This is a genomic window from Oceanicoccus sp. (genome assembly GCF_029238675.1).
Classification (GTDB): Bacteria; Pseudomonadota; Gammaproteobacteria; order Pseudomonadales; family Dasaniaceae; genus Oceanicoccus.
The window spans coordinates 25,718-51,361 of record NZ_JAQWFR010000004.1 but is presented as its reverse complement, the minus strand read 5'-3'; the positions used below and the strand labels follow the sequence as shown (position 1 = coordinate 51,361).

Genomic DNA, 25,644 nt, shown 5'->3' with positions numbered 1-25,644 from the left:
ATCGGATTTACAGATATAGAGCTATGCGTTATACCCTCAGACAACTAGAAGTCTTTCTTGCCACCGCCCACTTTGAGAATGTCACTAAAGCGGCGCAAAGCCTCGCTATGTCCCAGTCTGCGGCGAGTGGGGCGCTTAAAGATCTTGAGCAACAGTTTGATATGCAGTTGTTTGACCGGGTGGGCAAGCGCCTGCAGGCTAACGAACAAGGCTTGTCACTGCGGCCGAAAGCGCAGGCCCTGATTGAACAAGCCAGGGCGTTAGAGCAGGAGTTGGTTAACCACAAAGATATTGGCCATATCAAACTGGGTGCAACCCTGACCATTGGTAACTATCTGGCGGTGGGTTTAATCGCCGAGTTTATGGGTGAAAACCCCGGGGCAGAGATAGAACTGGAAGTTGCCAATACCGAGTCTATTGCCAGGCAGGTACTTAACTTTGATTTAGACCTGGGCTTAATAGAGGGTGAGTTCCACCACGCCGACCTGGAAGTGAGTCACTGGCGTGATGATGAGTTAGTGGTGTTTTGCGCACCCGATCACCCGTTGGCTAAAAAGCCATTACTGGATGATGATGACTTGCTTGCTGCACAATGGATTCTTAGGGAAACCGGGTCGGGTACCCGGCAAGGTTTTGACCGCGCGATGCATGGCCTCTTAGCGGAGCAGACCATTAAGTTGGAGTTACAACATACCGAAGCAATCAAGCGGGCAGTAGAAGCGGGTCTTGGTATATCCTGTTTGTCTGCCATCACTTTATCCGATGCGTTTCAGCGCGGCTCCCTTATTCCCCTGCAAGTACCCCACCGGGATTTAAAACGGGCGTTTTATTGTGTACTGCACAAAAACAAATATCGCAGTGCAGGTATCCAGCGCTGGTTAGCGCTTTGCCGGCGACATTTAAAATAAGACCTAATTGTAATTGACCCAGCTATTTAAGGCGGGCAAACGAAATTGCGTGCCATTCATATCCAGTACAATACTGTCATTTAATATAGCAATCAGCCTCAACCCCGGCGCCACTTGAGTGCCGACTCGGGCAATGCTTCCATTCAGTTTTACAAAACCTGCGCCATCTTCCGCTGAGTAGACATGCACCTCATAATTTATGGTGGGTATTCCCCGCTGAAAACGCGTTGAGCGTTCAGTGATTAAGGGGATTTGTTGCAAAATAAACAGCGTATTATCCACCTCTTGTTCAACTACCGGCTCAGTAACAGGTGGCGTACTGACGATAGATTTTTTAACCACCGGTGCTTCTTTCACAGGTTTTTTATATAAAGCATTTATCGCGGTGTCGGTTTCAGGTTTTTCAGTAGCTTTGGTAACAACCGACTTTTCAACAACAGGTTCAGGTTCTGCCGGCCTGGGTTTAACCGGAGCCGGCTGGGCTGGTACAGGTGTTGTTGGTTTTATTGAAGTTATTGAAGTTATTGGAGCTACTGGAGTAACGGTTTCATCCGACCACTGTGAATAGGCAAAGACTGCAATGGCAGTTGCAATGATAACCCCCTCTATAATCCAGCGCCGAATCGGGCTGCTAGTTTGAAGGGCAGGCCCATGACTGGCATGGAGGTTAGGGATATGGTTTTCTTCCGCTCTTTCCCGGTCGGCACGATTCAGGGCATCAAGTATCAATGACATGCTTAACCCTCCGTCGCTGTATTATCAGTCAAAGGATTAAGCGTTGTGGCTTTGTTTAACCGCTCATTAAGTTTTAGTAAAGTTTTTAAGCCGACAACACCATCATCTAATAACTGATTATTTTTCTGGAAAATTTTAACCCGCTGCACGAGTGCCGCATTAAAAGTAGCTTCAGCCAATAATGAATTTTGGTCATCCAGCTCGGCAAATTGCTGCGCCAGCCATTTCACCATCGGGCCGCTATATTCTGCAGAAAAAGGTTTGCTATAGCCCGGCGGCGGTGTCCAGATAAACATAAAATCCCCAGTCCAAATTTCGCCAATAGCCGATAGGGGGACTTCCACGATTTGATTGTTCAGCTGCACCGTGGCCTGTTGATTATCAATAGCAACCAGCGTCACATAGACTTGCATTTTGGCGGCGGTAATCATCGATAAAACCGCAGGTCGGTTATATTCCATTAATTCTTGCCAGGTTTTTACCGTCAGCCGTTCACAGCGTGGGCTGGTATAGCCTTTCTTGTTGCAGTCGATAGTTAGCGTAGTGGTATCTATTTTAAGTACAGAAGCTAATTCATTGATCGCTTGCTGTTCGTTATTGATCCAGATGGGTGTGGCAGGGACGGGTTTAACAGGTATGGATGGGGCCACTATCACAGGTTCTTTAATGTCTGGCGTGGCTACAACCTTAGGCGCAGCTTGTTCTATGCTGGCAGTGGGCCATGCCCACCAAGCGGCTGCGATACAGATTGCTGCTACCAGGCTGGCAATAATGGGCCAAAAGTTTTTCGGCGCATGCAGTTCGATATCATCTTCTTCGCCCATCACTTCGGTAATCGCCTGTTTTAACATAGCGCGATCAACCATAGTTTTATTTTGCCCATAAGTGCCCAGCAACATGCGATCACATAACACATTAATAATGCGGGGTACGCCGCGGCTAACGGTATGAATACCTTTAACCACTTTTTTCGGGAACAGGGTTTGATTGGCGGGTAAGCCAGCAACCTGTAGGCGATGACGGATATAAGCATCGGTCTCGGCAAGATTGAGCGGCTTTAATTGGTAGCGAGCGGTAATACGTTGGGCGAGCTGTCTTAGCTCGGGCTTGTTGAGCAGGGCGCGTAACTCAGGCTGCCCCACCAAAACAATTTGCAGCAACTTCTTGGTGTTGGTTTCAAGGTTGGTTAACAGCCGTATTTGCTCTAACACCTCAAACTGCAAATGCTGTGCTTCATCAATCAACAGCACGGTATTGCGGCCGCTGGCATAGTTGCTTAATAAAAACTGATGCAACTTATCCGTTAAGACTTTAAGACTTTGCTCACCACTATCGTACTCGATCCCCAGCTCATCACAGACGGTAGCCAACAACTCAACCGCGTTGAGTGCCGGGTTGAGGATTAGGGCGATATCGGTATTGTCGGGAATTTGTTCTAACAGGCTTCGATTAACCGTCGTTTTACCGGTTCCCACTTCGCCGGTTAGCAGAATAAAACCGCCGCCCACACCCACACCATAGAGCAGATGGGCCAGAGCATCCCGGTGGCGGGCGCTCATAAAGAGGTAGCGTGGGTTTACCGCTATAGAAAAGGGCGCTTCTTTTAAACCAAAGTAGCTGTGGTACATAAGCTCTGGCCTTTAATGCCTGTGGCTAATCGACTAATAAACGCGGCTTATTATGCATAAATCCGCCATTTAAAGCTATTGCAGCCCCCGTAAACACTGAATATTGGCCAGATTGATCGGAAATTCGCCCTGCGCCGTATATGAAAAAAAGTGGTTCTTGGGAGAAATATAATGAGCTCAGAAAGTGCAGCGTCCACAAAGCCTCAAGTCGGTATCGGAGCTTGTTTGGTCGGCCATGCTGTTCGCTATAGTGGCGATGCTAAAAAGCGCAGTCATGTATTGGAAAAGCTGGCTGAAACCATGGATATGATTCCGCTATGCCCAGAGGTGGCCATTGGTTTACCTGTACCCCGTGAGCCGATCAGAATTGTTGAAAACAATGAAGGCATCTATGTTAAGGACAGCGAAACACAAACCATTGAATATGCGCAGCCATTAAGAAATTTTGCCAATGAGATGACAGCAAAGCATCGGGAATTTGCCGGTTATGTTTTTGTAAAAGGCTCCCCCAGTTGTGGCTATGAGCGAGTTAAACGCTATAACGATGAAGGCAATGCCTTAGCCAATACCGGTGTCGGTGTTTACGCGCAACAGATAATGGATAATGATCCTTTACTACCCGTAGAAGAAAATGGTCGCCTGCATGACCCCAACCTGCGTGAAAATTTTGTCCGTAGGGTGCATGCCTATCATGAATGGAAGCAATTAAACAAAGTCGGTGATATACCAACACTACACCAGCTCAGCCAGTTTTACTCCCGTTATAAATATTTGGTGATGGCACATAGTGTTACCCACTACAAGAAAATTGGCCGATTGTTATCCAAACCCGATCGTGAGAATCCGCAACAGCAGGCGGACCATTTTATTGAGCTATTAATGACGGCGCTTAAGTGTTCGGCTACCCGCAAGGGTTATAGCAATGCGCTATCACATATTAAAGGTTATTTAAAACGGGATATCAGCAGTACCGAAAGAATTTCCTTTGATCAATTAATTGACCAGTACCGCACCGGCGAGGTGCCATTAATTGTACCGGTAAAATTGCTTAATCATTACTTTAATACTTACCCTAATGATTATATAGGTCAGCAGACTTTTCTAATGGACAATGTCATTCCCGCGAAGGCGGGAATCTAGAGACGCTGGGTCCCCGCCTACGCGGGGACGACGGCGTGGGTTAATTTTCCAGTTGGCCAACAACCCAATCTGCGCATGCTTGGAAGTGGTGGATTGCAATCCAGCCTAGGCATCACTACGGCTTTTGCACAATAAAATAAGCGTGCAGCTCCGGGTACTGGTCATATTCAAAGTGCCGACTGATACAGCCCAGACTGGTCAAATGTTCCAGAAAACCGTGAATACCCAGTGTTGAGTAATAGACCTCGGGCCCCATAAAATCATCGGTATGGTCACCGGCTTCTTCAGTGGCACCACAGGAAAAAATAAATACCCCACCTTTATTGAGAGCGGCTACCAGTTTGGCCAGCACATCCTTTTGCCGCTCAAGGGGGATATGCCAGATACTATCCCAGGCGGTAATCAGGTCATAGTGACTGGGAATATCCCACTCACAGATATCCTGTTGGTAAAAACAAATATCAGGGTGCCGCTCCTGGGCCAGGGCTATCATCTTATCGGAGATATCTACTCCCTCAGGAACAAAGCCTTCGGCGAGTAACAGATCGATAAAGCGCCCAGTACATCCGCAACCTACATCCAATGCTGTGCGCTTATTAGTTAAAAAAGCGATCGCCCGTTTATGCGCGTCAATACCATTGTTGCGATTAAACCTGGGGCTTTGCCACAGGTGGGTAATGGTATTGTAGGCTTTGCCAATATCGGAAGGTTTCATGAAGTCCTTTAATCTGCCGGGCCAATCCAGGTAAATGGATTATAAGCCACCTCCCATAAATGACCATCCGGGTCTTTAAAATAACCACTAAAGCCACCCCAAAATACTTTCTGCGGTTTTTTAACCAGCTCCGCCCCGGCATCCAGCGCCGTTTGCATCACCGCTTCCACCTCCTGTTCCGAATGCACATTATGGGCAATGGCAAAACTATTAAAACCCGAGCCTTCGGCACTGACCTGGGCATCCTCCGCCAACGCTTCCCGGCCATAAAGTCCAAGCCAGGTGCCATTCAAATTAAAAAACGCAACATTCTCTTCATCACCCTGGCGAGGAAAACCTAAACCGTTTTGGTAAAACGCCACCGATCGATTTAAATCCTCAACACCTAAAGTGATCATACTCATTCGTGGCTTCATAAAATTCTCTAACATTAAAATACTACGAGATCTTGAAGGGCTAAGGCTTCTCCAACACATGTTGCCGCTTAGCCGGCAAAACCCGCCCCCCATCAATCGCCGCCAACATATGATGAACCACCGGACTAATCACCCCGGCATCATTACGTAAAAAATATGTATGCCCCTTTTTATCCCCCCAACTATTATTAAAATTATCGCAGTCCACTTCAAAAACATTTTTTGCCAACCGCTCCTCCGACATAGACTCCGGCCCCGTCATACCCAGCCGACGCGATGCCGTTATATTTTTAAGATTGGCTACCTTGCTGGCAGGCATAGCTAAATCATCATTGGCATAATACACCACCACATTTCTGGCAGAATCAGGGATATAGCGGCCGTCGTGTTCATATTCCAGGGTATGGTTAACAACATCAGCGGCCACCATAAATACATTGCGAAATAGCTGCGGCATATTGCCCGCCATATCAAACTTTACCCAGCTATTAATAGCATTGCGCAATACACGGTTACCCATAGAATGGGCTAGCACATTCATCCGGCGGCTACAGGGGTTAGGTTTTTTCGCCTCTTCTTTACGCCAGCTATCAAACAGGCCAAGCATGCGGGCAAAGGCATCACCACTGGCTCTTGAAGCCCGCTGGTCATCCCAGTAATCATCCATAAAAGCAACCGCGGAATCATCATCACAGGGCCAGATTAAAGGAACAATATGTACCAGCCCCGGGCTTAACTCGTCGAACATACTCTGTAACATCAGGGCATTGGGAAATACATCGGCTTCACCCGTATTATTAAAACCATGAATATAAAATAAAATTTGAGTTTTACCATCCAGGTCTTTTAGCTGTTGAAAAAAAGCCTGGTTGCCGATCTCAGAATAATCATCAACGCCATGCCGGCGGCAAAAGTACATATCTTGCCGGACACTGGTATTTTGCAATGAAAAATTAATGGTTCTATTTTTTTTAGACTTTGCCGATTGGCGCGGAGTGCGATTAGTGGCGAACAGCATAGATATCTCCTGACAGAATGTTTATCAGAGTTAAAAGGGTGAAATAGCACTTATGCGCTGAGCAAATGTTGGCGACTCATTGCAGATTAAAAACCAGTTATCCCCGGCAATTTTTGAGCAGGAAATCCGATGGCCTATAAGGTCCTGGCTGGCATGATCAAGCAAGTCCAGATCCTCCTGGTCAACATGGCCCTTGATCCCGCTAACAATTTTCAGTTCATCTTTGGCCGTCATTGAACTGAGAGTAATTTTATATTTTTTTCTTCCATTTCCATCAAATGTGGCATGTTGGATATTGGCGTTATAGTTACTTCTATTGAGTGTGATATCGATACTGGGGGGAGGTGTTGCAGGAAAGTGAAACTCCAGAGCGGTAGCGTCACACACATCACTGGTTGATGCTGCGGCGCAGCGAATTGTATAGGTCACCATTTGTTGAAACCTGGCAGCAGGAGAAGCGGGGTTGGGCGGCGCTTCACTGTTAACGATGGTGCTCAAATCCACCGTTTCAACCTTAACAATAATCTGTTTTAAAGGAATATTTTTAAAGGTCTGTGGAATAAGAAATACGATAACAAGACCTGCCAGATAAACCCAGGGACTAATAGAATGTATGACAGTATTTAATTTCTCAGTGGCCTGTTTTAATTTGTTCATTAGCGACATCTCCATATGGGGTGTTGGCAAGGCCCCTGTTGCGAAACAACGCTACAACCCCAGGCATTACAAACCTGCTGTGGATACACATCAAATGCATGGGCGTACCCGGCAATAAAGGCACCATAGGGACAGTAGGCATAGGCAAGCCCGATGTTGCCCATAATAAAAAACAGTATGAGTTTGAAAAAACGCCCTAAACCCCTTGCTTTGCTTATTTTCATTATTAAACCTCCGTATTAAAAAAGCTCTATCGGAAGATAAGACACTTTTAAGCCTATAATCCCCACCTGTAAAATAGAGAATACCCGGTCGGTTTAATATATTGCGATGCTGAACTTATAGCAGCGGGTGCTCTGCTTGTGGCGAAGTGGCTGGATTCCCGCCTTCGCGGGAATGACAGTTAGCTAATAGTAGTTTAAAGTCTGTGGACTTTGTGTTTTTATAACCCCTGTTCATTAGATCAAGACGTAACATCCAGTTAATATAAATAATAAACGCTGATCAGTATTTGCGTACCAAAGGAGTTCCCTATGCTAGGTTCTGTTGATATCAAAGACCATATGCTGAAAAACCCGGTGACCATCTCCCCCGATGCACCACTATCCGAAGCGGTAAATAGTATTTTACGTCACAAAATTTCAGGCCTGTGTGTTGTTGATAGCAATAAACAATTATTGGGGGTGTTGTCAGAGCTGGATTGCCTGAAGGGTTTTATGGCCGCCACTTATAATAGCGCCAGCATTGGCAGCGTCGCCGATTATATGACCCGGGAAATCGATGTGGTCGATGTTCATGAAAATATTATCAATGTCGCCAATGATATGATGAGCAAAAGCCAGCGCCGTCGTCCGGTTATCCAGAATGGTAAGTTAATCGGCCAGATTTCCTGCCGCCAGCTGTTGCACGCCGTTAAAGAGTTTTCCAGTAACGCCAGTTACGCTTAAAAAGTCATCCCCGCGAAGGCGGGGATCTAGGTTCCCGCCTTCGCGGGAACGACGGTGCTGGCCTTAATACTGCCAACCAGTGGCAACAACACTAGCGCAAACAAGGGAATAAAAATAACTCCAAGCGTTAGCAAACTGTTCTGCACACCATAGGCATCCACCCAATAGCCCAGTATTGGCCCGGTAGTAATAAAAATACCCCTTACCCCCAGGCTGACCAAAGAGTTAATAGTGGCACGAAAGTTTGCTTTTACCCGCCTATTTAAAGCGTCATAAAAAACAACCAGACTTAAACCTCGGCTAACGGGAAACGCTAAAGCCATCGCGAGCCCCAGCCAGCCTCCAAAAGAACCCATACCAAAAAAACCGACCATCGGTAACAGGGCAATCAAAATAAAAACATTGCGAAAACCCAGCGCCGCTTCTATCTCAGTGGCAAAGCGTGCAGTGACACCACGGATAATACAGTGGCAGGCCCAGATATAACCAAACCAGGTAACAGGAATAGACTGCAACTCCCAATACTTCTGGTAAAGCCAAAAGGTATATAAAGCCGCCAGGCTAAAAACAATAATTGCCAGTGCGGTCCATAACACCAGTGGGTTTTTTACGATGTCATGATAAACCTGCTGCCAGTTTTCACTATGGCTTTGGGCGCTTAACTGTCGGGGAGCTTCCACCAATGACAGTGCAAACACAAAACCCAGCACACCAATAATCGCCTGGGCCCAAAGCACCCAATCCAAATACCAAAGACTTAAAATACTGGCTAATATCGCAGCAAAGCCACCGGCAAAGCCCTCGATAGAAACAAGGCGTGCAATATGACGGCTATTGTCGCCTTTGTATTTTTGGTGTCCACCGCGATTAAGGTGGCTCTGGCTATCGTAAAGCAGTGCCAGGTCAGCACCAGAGCACAGGCTGATACCTATACCCATTAGTGCTTCATAAATAATAAAGTCGGCAAAGTCATCGGCAAACAACAAATAGATAAAGCTAATACAGCAAATGCCCGCACCCACTGCGATGGTATTTTTTCGTCCCCACAAATCTGCCAAATAACCACTGGGGACCTCACAGATAGCCACCACCAGTGCAAATAAAGCCTGAGTTTGCAGAACTTCAGTCATGCTTAGGCCGTGCCTTTGCAACAGCGGTACAAAGATAGCGGTAATAATCATGGCGTTTTGAAAAAACGACATAAGGTATATGTTAGTAATATTGCGACGTAGTGCTCTTTCCATGGCGGACTCCTTACTGCGTGTAGCACCAGAGAAGCAACGGCCGGAGATTTTTAAGGAATGAAAAAGGAAGTGTTCATAACGAAAAAAGCCTCCGGGCTGTTGATCCTCGGAGGCTTTTTCATTATCAAATGAACGTGTTTAACTTAACCTCAAAGAATCGATCCCTTTATACGTATGCACATGCATACGCACACTGGACGCCACTGCGGCAAACGGTTTGCCGAGGGACGCGGGTGTGGAACATATAATTCGATTTAAGGTGTTCATTTGTTTAAGTCTATTCGTTGTTTTAAAAACCTGCTTTCATAAGCAGGCCGAGGATCTTGCGCCTCGATCAAAATGAAGTCAATCCCTCTGGGTGATTATTTTTCAATAAACACCGGGGAAAGCAAAACAGCTTTTGATTTTTGGGGTGACGAGTTAGGGTGAACTAGAAAGTATCAAACAAGCCTTTCAACCCCGACAACGTATCCTGCCCCCGTTGCACATTTAACGCCTCATCCTTCTCTTCCCCTTCCCACACCAAATCATCATAGGGCAGCTCATCCAAAAACCGGCTAGGCGCACAATCGATTCGTTCACCATACTGCTTACGCTTACCGCAATAAGTCAGTGCCAGCGTTTGTTTGGCGCGGGTAATCCCCACATAACAAAGCCTGCGTTCTTCTTCGATATTATCTTCTTCGATGCTAACGCGGTGGGGCAGGATCTCTTCTTCAACGCCGATGACATAGACATGGGGAAACTCCAAACCTTTGGATGCATGCAAGGTCATTAGTTGCACCTGATCCAGGGCTTCATCATCTTCCTCTTGTCGGTCCATTAGATCCCGCAGTACCAACTTGGCAACAGCGGCCTGGATATTGTCTTCATCGTCGTCGGCTTTTTCCAGGGTGGACTGCAGAGAATCAATCAGGGTGAAGACATTGGCCATTCGTCGTTCAGCCACGGTGCTGCTGGAACTGTTTTGGTGTAACCAGGCCTCGTAATCAATATCGCCAACCATTTCCCGCACGGCGGCCATACCATCGCCGCTATCACAGCGTTGGGTTACTCGGTTCATCCAGGCGGAGAATTGTCGCAGGCGTTTTACGCTGGCTTCGGGGAGGGTTTGTTCTATGCCGATTTCATCGCAGGCTGCAAACATACTGATACTGCGCTCGGTAGCGTAAGTGCCTAAGCCCTCCAATGTTGATGCGCCGATTTTACGTCTGGGGACATTGACGATTCGTAAGAAGGCATTGTCATCATCGCGGTTAATCAGCAGCCGCAAATAGGCCATGATGTCTTTGATTTCATTGCGGGCAAAAAAGGAGGTGCCGCCACTGATTTTATAGGGGATATTATGGACTTGGAATTTCAGTTCCAGCAATCGGGCTTGGAAGTTGCCCCTGTATAGCACCGCAAAGTCAGAGTACTGGCCGCTGCTCCTAACCCGGCGGTCGAGGATTTCGGTGACCACGCGCTCGCATTCAGCTTCTTCATTGCGACAGCGAATCACCCGGATCGGATCACCATAGCCCAGCTCACTCCACAGGGCTTTTTCAAACACATGAGGGTTGTGGTCAATCACATGGTTGGCGGCTTTTAGGATGCGGGCGGTGGAGCGATAATTTTGTTCCAGCTTAATCAATTTCAGCTTGGGATAGTCATCCTGAAGCTGCGCCAGATTCTCCGGGCGAGCCCCGCGCCAGGCGTAAATTGATTGGTCATCATCCCCAACTACAGTTAGTTTGCCCCTGTCCCCTATGAGTAGCTGGACTAGTAAGTACTGACTAACATTGGTGTCCTGATACTCATCCACCAACATATAGTGAATGCGGTGCTGCCAGTGTTGAAGGATTTTTGGGAACTGCTGAAACATCTGCACCGGCAGCAATATCAGGTCATCAAAGTCCAGCGCATTATAGGCCTTCAAGGCCCGCTGGTAGCGCAGGTAAGCCTGTGCGCAGAGCATATCCGCAGGGCCATTGGCTTGGGCGATCGCCTGTTCCGGGGTGATCATATCGTTCTTCCAGTTGGAGATCTGGTGCTGGATATGGTCCGCCTGGTCGTTATCTTCACCGTGCTGCTGAATCAGCAAATCCTTGATCAGGGCCTGGGCGTCCTGGGCATCAAAAATGGAGAAGCCACTCTTATAGCCCAGTGACTGGTGTTCCTTGCGGATAATCCGTAGACCCAGGTTATGGAAGGTAGAAACAATCAACCCCCTTGCTGCGGGACCTGAAACCAACTGCGAGACACGCTCTTTCATCTCCCGGGCTGCCTTATTGGTAAAGGTCAGGGCGGCGATATTACGGCCTTTGGTACCGCATTCCTCAATCAAGTAGGCGATCTTGCGGGTAATCACGCTGGTCTTGCCGCTGCCGGCCCCGGCAAGCACCAAAAGTGGGCCGTCAATATACTTAACGGCTTCCAGCTGACGGGGGTTTAGATTACTCACGGATAGGGATCATCGGTTAAGAGGGGTTCACGGGCGACAAAGGGCAGGCATTGTAGCAGCGGATTTCTTGCAGTAGGAGGTCTGGCGGCACTATATATAGAAATCATATGAAAAATCTTGCATAAATACTAGAAGTTCTATTAGATGTCGCCTATAACTACTTGATATTGAAATAAATATAGCTATTTTTTGATGTTGGGAAGAAAACAGCAAAAAGAAGAGCAAGATCAGGCCCTAAAAGCCGTGGGAATTGCCAGGGACAAAACGGCCGTAAAGCCGTAATAAATCGCTTGAAGGAGCAAGCACCATTAGAGATAGGCCTTCAGTTAGGCCGCTGCTGAGTGATAGGTATTGAAATGCAAGAGTCCATGGCGCGAATACTGCTATTAGGCAGTAACCTCGCCGAATATCGCCGATTTGAAGCGATGCTGTCGTCTATACAGCAAAGCTCATTTCAGCTGCTGTGGTGTGAGCAGTTGGAAAACGGCAAGGCTGAAATAGTCTCGGGGAACTATGATGCCGTTCTTCTGGACTGCCAGCATCAGCCAGACACCGCGCTACTCTTGTTGCAAGAGACCCTGGAACAAGGTTGCCTGTTACCCATTATTGCCCTGACCGCCGAAGTTGATAACACCGCTTCCCAGCAAGCCCTGCAATATGGCGCTGCCGATTACCTCTCATTGGATAACCTCGACGATTACGTTTTCCAGCGTTGCATCGGCTATGCCATTGATAAAAGCCAGGTCGAGAAAAAGATTAACCAGCTCAACCTCTATGATCCCTTAACCGGCATTCCCAATCGCATGTTATTCCGTCAAACTATGGAGCGGGCGATTGAACTGGCCAAGACCCAACAAATTTCACTGGCGCTGTTATTAATCAACCTCGACGGTTTTAAAAAGGTTAACGAAAGCTATGGTAGCGAAGCCGGCGATCGATTAGTGGCCACCATGGCCCAACGCCTGACACGCTGTGTGCGCAAGAGCGATGGTATCGCCCGTGTTGGTGGCGATGAATTTACTTTGGTACTGGAAGACTGCCACGGCAATGATGATGTCGCTCTGGTGGCAAAAAAAGTGATTGATGTTTTATCGGCACCGTTTACCGTTGCGGGTCAGGGGTTAATTGTCAGTTGCAGTATTGGTATTGCCATTTATCCAGAAGCTGGTGAGTCTGTTGATGACTTATTAAAGCGCGCCAATATGGCGATGTTAGAAGCCAAAACCCAACGGGGCAGCCAATATAATTTTTACAACGAAGATACCAATGCCGACGCCATGTATCGGATAAATCTGGAAGCTGATCTTCGTCGCGCTTTGCGCAATAGTGAATTTGAAATGCACTACCAGCCCCGCGTTGCCATCGGCACCGGAGTCACCGTTGGCATGGAAGCGCTAATTCGCTGGCGCCATCCCACACGTGGTTTGGTGTCACCTAATGAATTTATTCCCGTCGCCGAAGAGTGCGGCTTAATTGTTCCTATCGGTTACTGGGTGATTCAACAGGCCTGCGAAGATATGCGCTTTTTCGATGAAAACGGCCACGATAGTTTAGACATTGCTATCAATCTATCCTTCAAACAACTGCAAGATAATATGTTTGTCGATACCGCTACCCGCATTATTGAACAAAGCGGTGTAGATGCCCATCGCTTGGAATTTGAATTAACCGAAACGGCCATCATGTCGAACTACCAACAGACCTACGAAGGAATGATGGCTTTAAGCAAACTCGGCATTACCTTTTCGTTAGATGATTTTGGTACCGGCTTTTCATCCTTTGCCCATATCCAGCGCTTGCCGATTTCTGCGTTAAAAGTAGATCGCAGCTTTGTGCGCAACGTGGTTAAAAATGACGACGACGGCATTATTGTAAAAGCGATGATAAACCTGGCCCATAGTTTACGTTTGCAGGTGATTGCCGAAGGCGTAGAAACGTTAGAGCAGGTGCAGTTCCTTTGGCAAAATCACTGTGACCAGGTACAGGGATTTTATTTTAGCCCTGCAGTGAGTGCGACGGACTTTAATTTGATGATTGATCAGAGAGCCACGGCGGCAGTTTAGCGGCCGCCATTGTTATTTATGTAATAACGCGGGTTTTACCCGAGTCATCAAGGGCAACAAACACAAAGTCACCCTCGGTGACCTTGGTGGGCTCCTGGGTTTTTTTATGCCTAATCCAAACCTCAACACTCACCTTGATTGAGCTGCGGCCAACCTCGGTGACATCAGCATAGCAACTAACCACCGCACCGACATGCACCGGTGTTAAAAATACCATGCCATTAATCGCTACGGTTGCTATACGTCCCTGGGCAATTTTAAGTGCAGCAATCGCGCCAGCCAAATCCATCTGCGATACCAGCCAGCCACCAAAAATATCACCGTTGGCGTTAGTGTCTGCGGGCATGGCCATGGTTTGCAGGGCGAGGTCGCCGCCGGGAAGAGGGATATCATCATTTAAATCGTTGTCACTCATAAACAATCCTTAAAAATCGCTGAAGGCAAAAAGTGTTATTACTGCGTTAATAACTCGGGGAGACCGGTAACCAGAGATGGCCACTGCGCAATCATGCCTAGTAGTAGCAGTTGAATCAATACAAAAGGGATAACTCCGCGATAAATATCCCCGGTTTTTATCGACTCCGGCGCAACGCCTCTCAAATAGAACAGGGCAAAGCCAAAGGGCGGCGTCAGGAAGGAAGTTTGCAGATTAATCGCAATCATAATTCCCAGCCAAATAGGGTCAACACCCATAGCCAATAAAATAGGCCCTACAATCGGTACCACCACAAAAGTGATTTCAATAAAATCGAGAATAAAGCCCAGCAAAAAAATCACCAGCATCACCACCGCGATAGCTCCAACCACACCGCCGGGCATTTGCTGAAACAGGTGGTGGATAGTTTCTTCACCACCAAAGCCGCGGAACACTAAAGAGAACACCGCCGCGCCAATTAAAATCATAAAGACCATACAGGTCACTTGCAGGGTAGAGCGGCCCACTTCACCCAGGCGCGCTGTATTTAACTCACCTTTTAAAGCGGCCAGCAATGTTGCTCCTAATGCCCCAACACCGGCGGCTTCTGTAGGAGTAGCAGCGCCTACCAGAATAGAACCCAGTACCGCCATAATGAGTAACACCGGTGGCATTAAGCCACCAAATAGATCGGACCAGGAGGGCGGCTGCTGATCATCAGCTGCAGGTGCAGCCTCTGGTCGCATTTTTACCAAGACCAAAAGATAAACAATATAGAGCGTGACTAAGATAAAGCCGGGCACCAGTGCACCCATAAACAGGTCGCCAACGGAAACCGTTTTGGGATTAAAAACCCCCATATTGAGTTGCGCCTGTTGATAGGCGGTAGAGAGAATATCCCCTAATAAAACCAGCGCGATAGATGGTGGGATAATCTGCCCCAGCGTGCCAGTGGCGCAGATAACGCCGGTGGCCAGCTTAGGGTCATAGCCACGATTTAACATCGAAGGCAATGACATCAAGCCCATGGTTACCACCGTAGCACCCACAATACCGGTACTGGCGGCGAGCAACATGCCGACTAAGACGACAGAGATCGCCAAACCACCTTGTACCCGACCAAACAGCGCAGCCATATTACCCAGCAACTGCTCGGCAACTCGAGATTTTTCCAGCATTACACCCATCATCACAAATAACGGCACTGCAATTAGCGTGGTGTTTTTAATGGTGCCAAACAGGCGGTTAGGCATGGCGGTTAAAAAGGAGGGGTCAAAATGACCGGTAATAATACCTGCCCCGGCAAAGACCAGCGCGGTACCGGCGAGGCTGAAGGCGACGGGGTAGCCCAGCATCAATACCAGGCATACCGCGATAAACATAAACAGTGGAATCAACTCAATCATTAGCGGCTTCCACCAGTACAAGGGCACTGCGTAAAATGTCTGCCAACGCCTGCAAACCAAGATTGATCGCCATAATGGGAATTAAGCTTTTTAGCAAAAACACTGCGGGAATACCGCCGGGCTCCGTAGAGACTTCGCCAATGGCCCACGACTGCAACACAAAATCCCAGCTGATAAAAAAGATATACACACAAAGAGGGAGCAGAAAAATAATCCCGCCCAAACTATTAATCCAGGCTTTGCTCCTGGGTGAAAAGTTGCGGTAGAAAATATCGACCCGAACATGGCCGTCATGCTTCAGGGTATAAGCGGCCCCCAACATAAAAATACTGGCATGCAGATAGGTCACCCCTTCCTGCAAACCAATAGACCCAATCTCAAAGCCATAACGCAGTATCACCACCAGGCAGAGCAGCACCATCATCAACAGGCTTAACCAGGCCAGTACACGACCTGTCAGCTCAGAGAGCTGATCAATAAAGCGATGAATAAAGGACATGGGCATAATATTGAGGGCAAAGGTTCAATGGTGGCGGCATTATAGAATGTAGGGTGGATTACAATCCACCGCTTTCCCCCCCTTCTTAAAACGCCGTGATTTGCAAACCCTTTGTCATTCCCGCGCAGGCGGGAATCCAGCCTGCATGGTTATGCTGTTATTTCCGCTAAAGCGGAAATTGACAGCACTGGATTCCCGCCTGCGCGGGAATGACAGTTGTTCGGAAGTGGTGCAGGGCTTACTGGCCAGATTGGGGCAAAATCTGCTATGGTTCGGCTCAGGAATCATTTAATTTTAGTGGCAAACCCCTCCTATGAAACCATCACTACATGCCGTTATTTACCCTCTGTTATTGGGCACCACGGTTTTTTTAACCGCCTGCGAAAGCAAATGGGAAAAAATGCCCGATGATGAATTGGCCGCCAAAAATGCCGAGTGCTACACGATCGACGATCCGGCAGCTGCGATGATTCAAGTGTGCAAAAACTATAAGCGTGAATGCGAGCGTCGTCGTTCACAAGGTATCTACGTCTGCTAAGGGCCGGTTTATTATGACAGACAAGCAAACAGAAGCCCTTATTGGCGGCGAGCCCACCATTGAGCTGATCGCCGGGCAACACCCCAACGGTGAGTTGGTGGTAGAAAAAGTGTTGATCAACCCCCAGCAACAAGCCAATAGCTATCAACTATTAAAATCCCCCTTATTTGTTCGCGGCATTGCCCGGGCTGATATTATTCAGGCGATGGAAAAACCGAAAGGCGCCTTTAAAGTACTACAACATGGTGGCAACCTTTGCCTGCGGGTATTTAGCAAAGAAGATTTTAGCAATACCGCCTTATCGGCTCTGGAACAGAACCTCACCTCAGAAATTGAAAAGCTTGGGGGTGATTTGGATATCAAAGAACCCAAAGCCCTGGTTTACAGCATTCATGTCAGCTGTGGCTTTAACGCCATAGAAAAAATGTTAGATGAAGCGCTGTCATGCTATGAAGATGTGGCATGGTTTTACGGCAATGTTTATGACCCGCAAACCGGTGAACCATTGAATTGGTGGCAACCTATTCTGGCGCCCACTGAATAAAAATTAACAGCAGCGCAACAAAGAGTAAATAACATGTTAATGGTTATCTCCCCCGCAAAAACACTGGACTTTGAAACCCCGGCAAAAACCAAAGTTTCAACCCAGCCGGATTTTTTGGATCAATCACAGCTGTTGATCGATCAGTTGCGTGAACTATCCCCTTCAGATATCTCAGGATTAATGAGTATCAGTGACAAGCTGGGTAACCTGAACTTTGATCGCTTTTTAAATTGGCATACTCCTTTTGATGTCGACAACGCCAAACAGGCGGTACTGGCTTTTAAGGGTGACGTATATACTGGCCTGGATGCAGAAAGCTTTAACGGCAAAGATTTTAAGTTTGCTCAAAAGCACCTACGGATTTTGTCCGGCCTTTATGGCCTGCTTCGCCCTTTGGATTATATCCAGCCCTACCGTTTAGAAATGGGCACCAAATTTGCCAACGAAGGCGGTGACAACCTCTACCAATTTTGGGGTGAGCAAATAACCGATGCGATGAATGCCCAGTTAAAAAAATCCAACAGTGAAGTGCTATTAAATCTCGCCTCAAACGAATACTTTAAGTCTATCCAGCAAAAAAATATCAACGCCGATATTATTACCCCGGTATTTAAAGACTTAAAAAACGGCAAATATAAAATCATCAGCTTCTATGCCAAAAAAGCCCGCGGCTTGATGAGCGCCTATGTGATCAAAAACCAGCTGACGGATGTAGAGGATATCAAGCAATTTGATACCGATGGCTACCGCTACAATGCCGCAATGTCCTCAGCCAGAGAGTGGGTGTTTACCCGCGATGAACCCGCCTGATGCACTTTTAGCTAGTCGACTGCAATAGCCTTAAACCTGAGTTGATCTGTTTATGGACCTTCCTTTTTCCCAAGCCTGTGAAAATAATAAAGCCGTAATACTCGAGGTGTTGCAGCGTTATTTTGCAGATGTAGATTATGTGCTGGAAGTTGGCAGCGGTACTGGCCAACACGCAGTATTTTTTGCCGAGCACTTACCCCATCTCTATTGGCAAGCTGCTGACCAGCAAGACTATTTAGAGGGGATCAACCGCTGGCTTGATTGGGCAGAGCGCGACAATCTATTACCGCCGTTACCCTTAGACGTTAATCAGGAGTGGCCGGTATCAACGGCCCCCGCAATCTTTTCAGCCAATACCGTCCATATAATGAGTTGGCAGGAGGTTGAACGTTTTTTTTCCGGTATCAACAAAGTGTTAGAAGTGGGCGGTATCTTTTGTCTCTATGGCCCCTTTAACTATGACGGTAAATTTACCAGCGAAAGCAACGCCAACTTTGAGCAATTACTAAAAAATCGCAATCCACTCAGTGGCATCCGCGACTTTGAAGCCGTTCAGGGTTTGGCAGAGCAGGCTGGACTAGTGTTGCTGGATGATTTAGCCATGCCAGCCAATAACCGCTGTTTAGTTTGGAAAAAACAGTAAACGGAAGATATCACCGCGTAGGGTGGATTATTTCTCAGCCTTCCTAAACGGCAACATCTCACTAGCCTGTGCGATATAACCTTCCATAGACTGATTATCCTGCGCAATAAAATCCTCAATCGCCGCGGCAAAGGCAGGCTCGGCAATCCAGTGGTTAGACCAGGTTTCTATCGGCGTAAACCCCCGCTGGATTTTATGCTCACCCTGGGCGCCCGGGTCAAAGCGTCGCAGACCATTGGCAATACAATAGTCAATACCCTGGTAATAACAGGCTTCAAAATGCAAAAATTCATATTCCACCATACACCCCCAATAGCGCCCATAGAGTGTATTGGAATCGCGAAAATTAATCGCACCGGCAATGGCTTCGCCACCCTTATTATGATCATAGGCCAAAACCAAAACGATATGCTCTGCCATAGTCTCGGCTATTAATTCAAAAAAGGCCTGGTTTAAATACCCACCATGGCCACTGCGCTTGGCATAAGTTAGCTGGTAAAAATAATAAAACCGCTGCCAGATTTCCGGGGAAATATCCGGGCCTTCAATAATCTCTAATTGCAGATTTTGTGCTTCAACTTTACGCCGTTCTTTTTTCAGGTTTTTGCGTTTTCTGGAACTAAAGGTATTTAGAAAATCATCAAAGCTGGCAAAGCCCTGATTAAACCAATGGTACTGTGTACCCCGGCGCGGTTTAAAGCCTAATTTCTCAAAGCGATTTTTATCATCCACTGGCGGAAATAAAATATGGATGGATGAAGCATCCATTTGTTTGGCATGCTCCAAAAGGCCCTCTGATAACCGGCTATAAATAGCCCCTGTATCTTGCCCCGGTTTAATACAAAGCCTGGGGCCTGTTGCCGGTGTAAACGGAATCGCGGAAAGTAATTTCGGGTAATAGGCAAAACCATGTCGCTGGTAGGCATCCGCCCATGACCAGTCAAACACATATTCGCCATAGGAGTGGTATTTTAAATACAGCGGCATTACCGCAACCAGCTCGTCCCCATCTTTTACCAACGCATGCTGCGGTTGCCAGCCGGATTTTTTCTCGGTGGCCTTGCTGACTTCCAGCGCATGTAAAAATTCATAACGGGTAAAAGGATAGTCAGTGCCGGCAACAGCATTCCATTGGTCAGCATCGATCTGTTCAATACTGTCGATAAAACTAAGCTGCATAAAAATAGCTCAAGGCAATACCACAAAAAATAACTGCACCGACCCAGTGATTATTTAAAAAGGCCTTAAAGCATTGATCACGGTCACGGTGACGAACCAAGTATTGTTGGTATACGAAGAGTAAGGCGGTGACGATCAAACTTAAATAATAGACATCACCCAGGCTAAAGGCGTGGCCCACAACTACCAGTAGCATAATAACAACCAGCTGCAGCAGCCCGGTAATTAGCCGATCATACTGACCAAACAAAACGGCGGTAGACTTTACACCAATAGTAATATCGTCATCCCTGTCGACCATGGCGTAAAACGTATCGTAGGCCACAGTCCAGAGCACCACTGCAAAGTACAGCAGCCACAGTGGTTTGGGCAGGGCATTTTGCTGGGCGGCAAAGGCCATGGGGATACCCCAGGAAAAAGCAGCCCCTAGCACCACCTGCGGTAAATGGGTATAGCGCTTCATAAAGGGGTAACAGGCAGCCAGGGCAACGGCGGCGAAGGATAGCAGGATGGTTTTCAGGTTGGTAAATAACACCAGTACAAAGGCCAGCAAACAAAGCACCGCGGTAAAAACCAGTGCTTCCTTCGCGCTGATTTTACCCGAGGCAAGTGGTCGGTTGGCCGTGCGTTTAACATGGGCGTCAATATTGCGGTCAGCATAGTCATTAATGGCACAGCCAGCTGAACGCATTAAAAACGTACCGAGAATAAAAATCACTAGCAGTTTTGCGTCGGGCAAACCCTCGGCGGCAAGCCAAAGGGCCCATAGCGTTGGCCACAACAATAGATAAGTGCCAATAGGGCGATCAAAGCGAATCAGCGCCAGATAGGCGGGGGCTTTATTCAGGATAGTCGTATGCAGGGCGGTCATAGCATTTGGCGTTCTTATTACAGGCGGCCTGCAGTATAACAGTTACCGCCAGAACAAGGTTATAGCTTGGCGTTGCCGCTACCAAATGCTGGATTTTTAGGGCTTAAAAGCGGGCAGAAAAATTTCGCTGACCATAATCGGTTTAGTGGCCAGCTCAAAACGGCAGCGCCGTCCCCATAATGTTGTTTCTTGCTGCAAACTGGCAGGTAGCTGCGAGCTGTTACCTTCAATTGAGGCAATCTGGAAAGGGTGGCGTTGCATACTGGGGTCACGAAACAGCATCTCCCCGAGGGAGCTATCATTAAACTTACGCAACCTGCGCAGCCTGCCTACCAGTGAACTGGCGGGCATAACACTGCGGGCAAACACCCAGGGCTGGCCGCCGCAAAGCAGGGCCACTTCGCGAATAATGGCCATCTCCCGATGCTGCATCCCCAACAGAGTGGCTTCAGAGAGTCGTGGCCGCTGCCATTGCTGCTTGAGTACCTGCACTTTGAACTGCCCGCGACTGGACTTGATAAGTCGCTGGGTCAAAGAGCCCCGATCTAATAGCCAGGGACGGACCGAGCCGGGCAGCTGGGAGGATGTGAAGTGGTGATAATCCTGCCAGTTGGACTCTGTGGGGTGGTATCCGGATGGTTGAAGGGCGTACAATATCGGGCTTCCAGCGGGTTAGGTGTCAATAGCCGTGAGAATGCGCGAATGCCATTAAACATGCAAGTAAACATGCAAGTAAACATGCAAACGCTCACGTGCTGGACGAACAAGTACTGGCAATAAATCAGGCAAAAATAGAATGACAAAGAATAGGCAGAACTTCAAATGACTAAATGGGAATGTATTGTTTGTGGCTGGGTTTATGACGAAGCCAAGGGAGACCCGGAATCAGGCTTAGCACCCGGCACCCAATGGGCTGATGTCCCCGACGACTGGTTATGCCCTGACTGTGGCGTAGGCAAGGAAGACTTCGAGATGATAGAAGTTACCGGGGCCACAACTGAAGTGCCTCACCATGAAGATGAAGACACCACCGACCCTGTGGTAGCCCCGGTGATTATTCTGGGCACCGGTCTTGCCGGCTATGGCCTGGCCAAAGAATTCCGCAAGCATGATGCCGAGACACCATTAATCTTAATCACCAATGACGATGGCCGCGCGTACTCAAAGCCCATGCTATCTACCGGTTATACCAAAAATACTGAAGCCACTGACCTGGCCCAGTCCGATGCCGGCAGCATGGCCAGAACCTTAAAAGCCAGTGTCTGGACCATGACCGATGTGTTATCCATCGATACCGACCAGCAAATGATCAAAGTCGGCGATGCCGCCACCAGCATCCACTACAGCAAACTGGTACTAACCCTGGGTGCTGAAACCATCAAGCCGCCGATTGCGGGTGACGCGCTGGACTATGTTTACTCCATCAATGACTTGCTGGACTTTGATGATTTCCGTAAAGCCATGAAAAAAACCGGCGCAAAAAAAGTCTGTGTTATCGGTGGCGGCCTGATCGGCTGTGAATACACCAACGACCTGCTTAATGGTGGTTTTGAGGTTGAGACCGTTGACCCACTGGATTACTGCCTGCCTACTTTGTTACCAGAGGTAGCCGGCAAAGCGGTACAGCGTGCACTGGAAGAAAAAGGCGCAAAATTCCATTTTGGCCCCTTAGTCACCGAAGTAAACAAGGCAGAGTCAGGCGTTGTTGTGACCCTGAATACCGGTGTTACCATCAATGCTGATATCGTCGTTTGTGCTGTAGGTGTGCGTCCACGCACCGAGCTGGCTAAAGCGGCCGGTATTGAAGTTAACCGCGGTATTGTCGCTAACCGCTTATTAGAAACCTCTGCCAACAATGTTTACACCCTGGGTGATTGTGCGGAAGTAGCCGGTCATGTATTGGTTTATGTAGCCCCACTCATGGCCGGCGCCAGAGCCCTGGGTAAAACCCTGGCCGGCGAGCCCACGGAAGTTAGCTATGCCGCTATGCCCGTTACCATTAAAACACCGGCCTGCCCCGTCGCGGTAAACCCGGTACCTAAAGATGTCCAGGGTGAGTGGACAGTGCAGGAAAACGGCAATAATGTGATTGCAGAATTTCGCGGTGCTGACGGTGGCTTAATCGGCTTTGCCCTGACCGGTGAAGGCACGAAAGAGAAAATGCGACTACAAAAAGAACTGCCCCCCATCATGGCCTAATCGTCACGGTTGGATGTCATCAGGGTTAATTAATCCAAAAACTGTGGTTTACTAACCCGGGGAAAATTGAGATAGTCATTAACATGGCCATTGAGATAGCCATCAAGATAGCTGGATAAGGTTGTTATCAAGCTATCCCAAGCAATGGAATAGCTAACTCTAACAATAACTAAGCGTCTTTATTTAAAGACATAACAAGAAAAAGGAACGATTATGCGCAAGCCAGATCTAGCTGAACAAATTGCCGACAAGGCCGACATTCCCATCAACAAAGCGAACGATGTGCTGTCAGCCATCCTGGACGAAATCACTAATTCACTGAGCCGCAAAGAGTCCGTAAGCCTGATTGGTTTTGGTACCTTTGAAACTCGCCATCGCAATGCCCGCACCGGCAAAAACCCTCAAACCGGTGAGCCAATCCAGATTAAAGCTAGCAACACCGTAGGCTTTAAGCCTGGTAAGGCCTTAAAAGAAGCGTTGAACTAGCAGCTGCTCTTGAACGATAACGAAAAACGGATGACATGAGAGTGTTGTCCGTTTTTTTTTACCAGAACGTCATTCCCGCGAAGGCGGGAACCCAGCACGGTAGATTCCCGCCTTCGCGGGAATGACGGAACTTCTATGATAGAAACCAGCCTAGCCGCCCAACAAACTCGCCAATGGCTTGAAACCATTGTGGTGGGTCTAAACCTTTGCCCCTTCGCCGGCCCCGTACTCAAGGCCGATGGCGTGCATATTGACGTATGCCCAGCCGAACAAGACCAGGCCATCATAGCGGCAGTGTTAGAACAGCTAGACCAACTGCAACAAACTGACGAAAGCACAATAGCCACTAGCCTGCTAGTATTCAGTAACGGCTTGAAGGACTTCGACCAATATTGGTCATTAGTTGAAGTGGCCAACGAATTATTACAGCAGGTAGGTTTAGAGGGGGTGATTCAAATTGCCAGCTTTCACCCCGATTACTGTTTTGAGGGTGTGCCCGAAGAGGATGTGAGCCACTATACCAATCGCTCACCTTATCCGATGTTACATTTTATTCGCGAAGCGCAGCTAAGCCGGGCGTTGGGAAACTATCCACAGCCAGAATTAATACCTGACAATAATATTCGTAAACTACAAGCCCTGGGCAAGCCGGCCCTACTCAAATTATTAGCAATGGAATCAACTTCATGAAGCTTGCACTACATTGGCAAATTTTAATCGCAATTATCGCTGCAATCATTGCGGGAATAATCACGGGAACCGATACCAGTATTTTGGGTATTAGCTTTTACGCTATTTATGCCTTTGTCGGCACCTTATTTTTAAACGCTTTAAAAATGATTATCGTGCCCTTGGTGATGTCTTCCATTATTACCGGTATTTCTGGCATTGGTAATAGCGAAAACCTCGGTCGCCTTGGTGGCAAAACCATTTTGTTTTATGCCACCACCAGTTTGCTCGCCATCTTAGTGGGTCTTGTTTTAGTCAACATCACCACCCCCGGCCTGATTGATGGCCAAGCAGCCGGTGACCAACTGAACTTAAGCACCGATGCTAACGAATTAGCTATGGTGGTAGAAAAAGTAGAAGGCAAAGGCGCCAGCGATATTAGCGATGTGTTTTTACGTTTGGTGCCGACTAACGTCGTTGCCGCTGCAGCCGGTGGTCAAATGTTAGGTTTGATCTTTTTCTCCCTGTTATTCGGGTTTTTTATCACCCGCATTGATAAAGATAAAAGCGATGTGTTAAAAAACTTTTGGCAAGCGGTGTTTGATACCATGATGCATATCACCATGTGGGTGATGAAATTTGCACCGCTGGGTGTATTTGGTTTGGTGGCAAAAACCGTAGCGGCAACGGGTTTTGCTGCGTTCTCACCGCTATTAATATTCTTTGTTACGGTGGTTGCAGCCTTAGGCATCCATGCCTTTATCACCTTGCCCATATTATTACGTGTTTTGGGCCGGGTCCGCCCCGGTACATTTTTTAAACAAATGTCACCGGTGATGCTCACTGCATTTTCCACCGCTTCCAGCTCTGCAACACTGCCATTAACGTTGGAGACTGTTGAAAAAGACATCGGTGTGTCCAACAAAACCACCAGTTTTGTATTGCCACTAGGCGCAACCATTAATATGGACGGCACCGCCTTATATGAATGTGTAGCCGCCATGTTTATTGCCCAGGCCTATGGATTAGACCTAACCATCGTGCAGCAATTTACCATTGTGTTAGTGGCTTTATTAACTTCCATCGGTGTTGCGGGTATCCCCGCCGCCAGTCTGGTAGCGATTACAGTCATCCTTGGCGTTATTGGTTTGCCGTTGGAAGGCCTTGGCTTGCTGTTAGTCACTGACCGTATCCTGGATATGATGCGTACAGCGGTAAATGTCACCAGCGATTCCGCCGGTGCCGTAATCATTGCCCGCTCAGAAGGCGAGCAGACCAATATCGCATCCTAGCTCGAAAGCCCCCGTCATTCCCGCGCAGGCGGGAATCCAGTGCTGTAGATTTCCGCTCTGGCGGAAATAACAGCATAAGCATGCAGGCTGGATTCCCGCCTGCGCGGGAATGACGTCCGTTTTTTGGCGCCCCCTCCAATTAGCTTCTATATTCCGCTTTTTTAGCGGCAAAACTCCGT

26 protein-coding genes are annotated in these 25,644 nt (G+C 47.9%); 12 read left to right on the top strand and 14 right to left on the bottom strand.

From position 1 onward, the window contains the following. Nucleotides 1-23: 23 nt before the first annotated feature. Nucleotides 24-908 carry a LysR family transcriptional regulator gene (locus tag P8H32_RS01905; RefSeq protein WP_301088331.1) on the top strand — a complete coding sequence of 295 codons (885 nt, stop codon included), beginning with the start codon at nt 24-26 and terminating at the stop codon, nt 906-908. A gap of 3 nt (nt 909-911) precedes the next feature. On the opposite strand, the gene P8H32_RS01900 is transcribed toward P8H32_RS01905, so the two are convergent. Beyond that, nucleotides 912-1,643, bottom strand: coding sequence for a general secretion pathway protein GspB (locus tag P8H32_RS01900; RefSeq protein WP_301088329.1), 732 nt, complete (start codon nt 1,641-1,643; stop codon nt 912-914). A gap of 2 nt (nt 1,644-1,645) precedes the next feature. Next, nucleotides 1,646-3,271, bottom strand: a complete 1,626-nt coding sequence (locus tag P8H32_RS01895) for an AAA family ATPase (protein WP_297292981.1) — start codon at nt 3,269-3,271, stop codon at nt 1,646-1,648. Nucleotides 3,272-3,442: 171 nt separating this feature from the next. On the opposite strand from P8H32_RS01895, the gene P8H32_RS01890 reads away from it, so the two are divergent. Further along, on the top strand, nt 3,443-4,411 hold the full coding sequence (locus P8H32_RS01890) for a DUF1722 domain-containing protein (RefSeq protein WP_301088327.1): 969 nt from the start codon (nt 3,443-3,445) through the stop codon (nt 4,409-4,411). Between the two features lie 115 nt (nt 4,412-4,526). Here the strand turns inward: P8H32_RS01890 and P8H32_RS01885 are convergent, their stop codons facing one another. Genes P8H32_RS01885 through P8H32_RS01870 form a run of 4 tightly spaced genes read right to left on the bottom strand, consistent with a single transcriptional unit; the run spans nt 4,527 to nt 7,217 of the window. Beyond that, nucleotides 4,527-5,126 (bottom strand): trans-aconitate 2-methyltransferase, encoded by a 600-nt coding sequence (locus P8H32_RS01885; RefSeq protein WP_301088326.1) that lies wholly within the window; start codon nt 5,124-5,126, stop codon nt 4,527-4,529. A gap of 8 nt (nt 5,127-5,134) precedes the next feature. Further along, a complete protein-coding gene (locus tag P8H32_RS01880; RefSeq protein WP_301088324.1) occupies nt 5,135-5,530 on the bottom strand; it encodes a VOC family protein in 396 nt (131 codons plus the stop codon). Nucleotides 5,531-5,582: 52 nt separating this feature from the next. Continuing rightward, nucleotides 5,583-6,560 (bottom strand): alpha/beta hydrolase, encoded by a 978-nt coding sequence (locus P8H32_RS01875; protein WP_297292983.1) that lies wholly within the window; start codon nt 6,558-6,560, stop codon nt 5,583-5,585. Nucleotides 6,561-6,590: 30 nt separating this feature from the next. After that, nucleotides 6,591-7,217: a hypothetical protein gene (locus P8H32_RS01870; protein WP_297292984.1), complete on the bottom strand. Its 627-nt coding sequence runs from the start codon at nt 7,215-7,217 to the stop codon at nt 6,591-6,593. Between the two features lie 533 nt (nt 7,218-7,750). Here P8H32_RS01870 and P8H32_RS01865 point away from each other — a divergent pair. Beyond that, a complete protein-coding gene (locus P8H32_RS01865; protein WP_297292985.1) occupies nt 7,751-8,164 on the top strand; it encodes a CBS domain-containing protein in 414 nt (137 codons plus the stop codon). A gap of 26 nt (nt 8,165-8,190) precedes the next feature. Here P8H32_RS01865 and P8H32_RS01860 read toward each other — a convergent pair whose 3' ends face one another. Together P8H32_RS01860 and rep are read right to left on the bottom strand one after the other, a co-directional pair. Then, the gene (locus P8H32_RS01860) at nt 8,191-9,408 is read right to left on the bottom strand and encodes an MFS transporter (protein WP_301088323.1); all 1,218 of its coding nucleotides are present in this window, start codon (nt 9,406-9,408) and stop codon (nt 8,191-8,193) included. A 430-nt stretch (nt 9,409-9,838) separates the two neighbouring features. Next, complete coding sequence (gene rep / locus P8H32_RS01855; protein ID WP_301088322.1) at nt 9,839-11,851, bottom strand: DNA helicase Rep; 2,013 nt, start codon at nt 11,849-11,851, stop codon at nt 9,839-9,841. Between the two features lie 341 nt (nt 11,852-12,192). Here rep and P8H32_RS01850 point away from each other — a divergent pair, with 341 nt between their 5' ends. Then, nucleotides 12,193-13,914, top strand: a complete 1,722-nt coding sequence (locus tag P8H32_RS01850; RefSeq protein ID WP_297292987.1) for a bifunctional diguanylate cyclase/phosphodiesterase — start codon at nt 12,193-12,195, stop codon at nt 13,912-13,914. A 16-nt stretch (nt 13,915-13,930) separates the two neighbouring features. On the opposite strand, the gene P8H32_RS01845 is transcribed toward P8H32_RS01850, so the two are convergent. The 3 genes from P8H32_RS01845 to P8H32_RS01835 are packed head-to-tail and all read right to left on the bottom strand — an operon-like array spanning nt 13,931 to nt 16,234. Then, entirely contained in the window at nt 13,931-14,329 is a 399-nt protein-coding gene (locus P8H32_RS01845; protein ID WP_297292988.1) for an acyl-CoA thioesterase, read from the bottom strand. 38 nt (nt 14,330-14,367) lie between these two features. Continuing rightward, the gene (locus tag P8H32_RS01840; protein ID WP_297292989.1) at nt 14,368-15,735 is read right to left on the bottom strand and encodes a TRAP transporter large permease subunit; all 1,368 of its coding nucleotides are present in this window, start codon (nt 15,733-15,735) and stop codon (nt 14,368-14,370) included. After that, entirely contained in the window at nt 15,728-16,234 is a 507-nt protein-coding gene (locus P8H32_RS01835; RefSeq protein ID WP_301088321.1) for a TRAP transporter small permease subunit, read from the bottom strand. The genes P8H32_RS01840 and P8H32_RS01835 overlap by 8 nt, the downstream gene beginning before the upstream one ends. 313 nt (nt 16,235-16,547) lie before the next feature. Between P8H32_RS01835 and P8H32_RS01830 the strand changes: the two genes are divergently transcribed. From P8H32_RS01830 to P8H32_RS01815, 4 genes are read left to right on the top strand one after another with little or no spacing between them, the layout of a single operon-like run. Then, nucleotides 16,548-16,772, top strand: coding sequence for a hypothetical protein (locus tag P8H32_RS01830; protein WP_301088320.1), 225 nt, complete (start codon nt 16,548-16,550; stop codon nt 16,770-16,772). A 13-nt stretch (nt 16,773-16,785) separates the two neighbouring features. Then, nucleotides 16,786-17,316 carry a DUF4265 domain-containing protein gene (locus tag P8H32_RS01825; RefSeq protein ID WP_297291000.1) on the top strand — a complete coding sequence of 177 codons (531 nt, stop codon included), beginning with the start codon at nt 16,786-16,788 and terminating at the stop codon, nt 17,314-17,316. A 33-nt stretch (nt 17,317-17,349) separates the two neighbouring features. Beyond that, complete coding sequence (gene yaaA, locus P8H32_RS01820; RefSeq protein ID WP_301088319.1) at nt 17,350-18,126, top strand: peroxide stress protein YaaA; 777 nt, start codon at nt 17,350-17,352, stop codon at nt 18,124-18,126. 52 nt (nt 18,127-18,178) lie between these two features. Beyond that, entirely contained in the window at nt 18,179-18,769 is a 591-nt protein-coding gene (locus P8H32_RS01815; RefSeq protein ID WP_366057372.1) for a DUF938 domain-containing protein, read from the top strand. A 27-nt stretch (nt 18,770-18,796) separates the two neighbouring features. Here P8H32_RS01815 and P8H32_RS01810 read toward each other — a convergent pair whose 3' ends face one another. From P8H32_RS01810 to P8H32_RS01800, 3 genes are all read right to left on the bottom strand, one after another. Continuing rightward, nucleotides 18,797-19,948: a GNAT family N-acetyltransferase gene (locus tag P8H32_RS01810; protein ID WP_301088318.1), complete on the bottom strand. Its 1,152-nt coding sequence runs from the start codon at nt 19,946-19,948 to the stop codon at nt 18,797-18,799. After that, nucleotides 19,938-20,819 (bottom strand): 4-hydroxybenzoate octaprenyltransferase, encoded by an 882-nt coding sequence (gene ubiA, locus P8H32_RS01805; protein ID WP_301088317.1) that lies wholly within the window; start codon nt 20,817-20,819, stop codon nt 19,938-19,940. The genes P8H32_RS01810 and ubiA overlap by 11 nt, the downstream gene beginning before the upstream one ends. A gap of 96 nt (nt 20,820-20,915) precedes the next feature. After that, a complete protein-coding gene (locus P8H32_RS01800; RefSeq protein WP_297292239.1) occupies nt 20,916-21,473 on the bottom strand; it encodes a chorismate lyase in 558 nt (185 codons plus the stop codon). Between the two features lie 168 nt (nt 21,474-21,641). Here P8H32_RS01800 and P8H32_RS01795 point away from each other — a divergent pair, with 168 nt between their 5' ends. The 4 genes from P8H32_RS01795 to P8H32_RS01780 all read left to right on the top strand — a co-directional run bounded on the left by P8H32_RS01795 (nt 21,642) and on the right by P8H32_RS01780 (nt 25,465). Beyond that, complete coding sequence (locus P8H32_RS01795; RefSeq protein ID WP_297292240.1) at nt 21,642-23,018, top strand: FAD-dependent oxidoreductase; 1,377 nt, start codon at nt 21,642-21,644, stop codon at nt 23,016-23,018. A 213-nt stretch (nt 23,019-23,231) separates the two neighbouring features. Beyond that, entirely contained in the window at nt 23,232-23,504 is a 273-nt protein-coding gene (locus P8H32_RS01790) for an HU family DNA-binding protein (protein WP_301088316.1), read from the top strand. A gap of 135 nt (nt 23,505-23,639) precedes the next feature. After that, complete coding sequence (locus P8H32_RS01785; protein WP_297293215.1) at nt 23,640-24,194, top strand: DUF1415 domain-containing protein; 555 nt, start codon at nt 23,640-23,642, stop codon at nt 24,192-24,194. Next, nucleotides 24,191-25,465 (top strand): dicarboxylate/amino acid:cation symporter, encoded by a 1,275-nt coding sequence (locus P8H32_RS01780; protein WP_301088315.1) that lies wholly within the window; start codon nt 24,191-24,193, stop codon nt 25,463-25,465. The genes P8H32_RS01785 and P8H32_RS01780 overlap by 4 nt, the downstream gene beginning before the upstream one ends. The last annotated feature ends 179 nt before the right edge of the window (nt 25,466-25,644 follow it).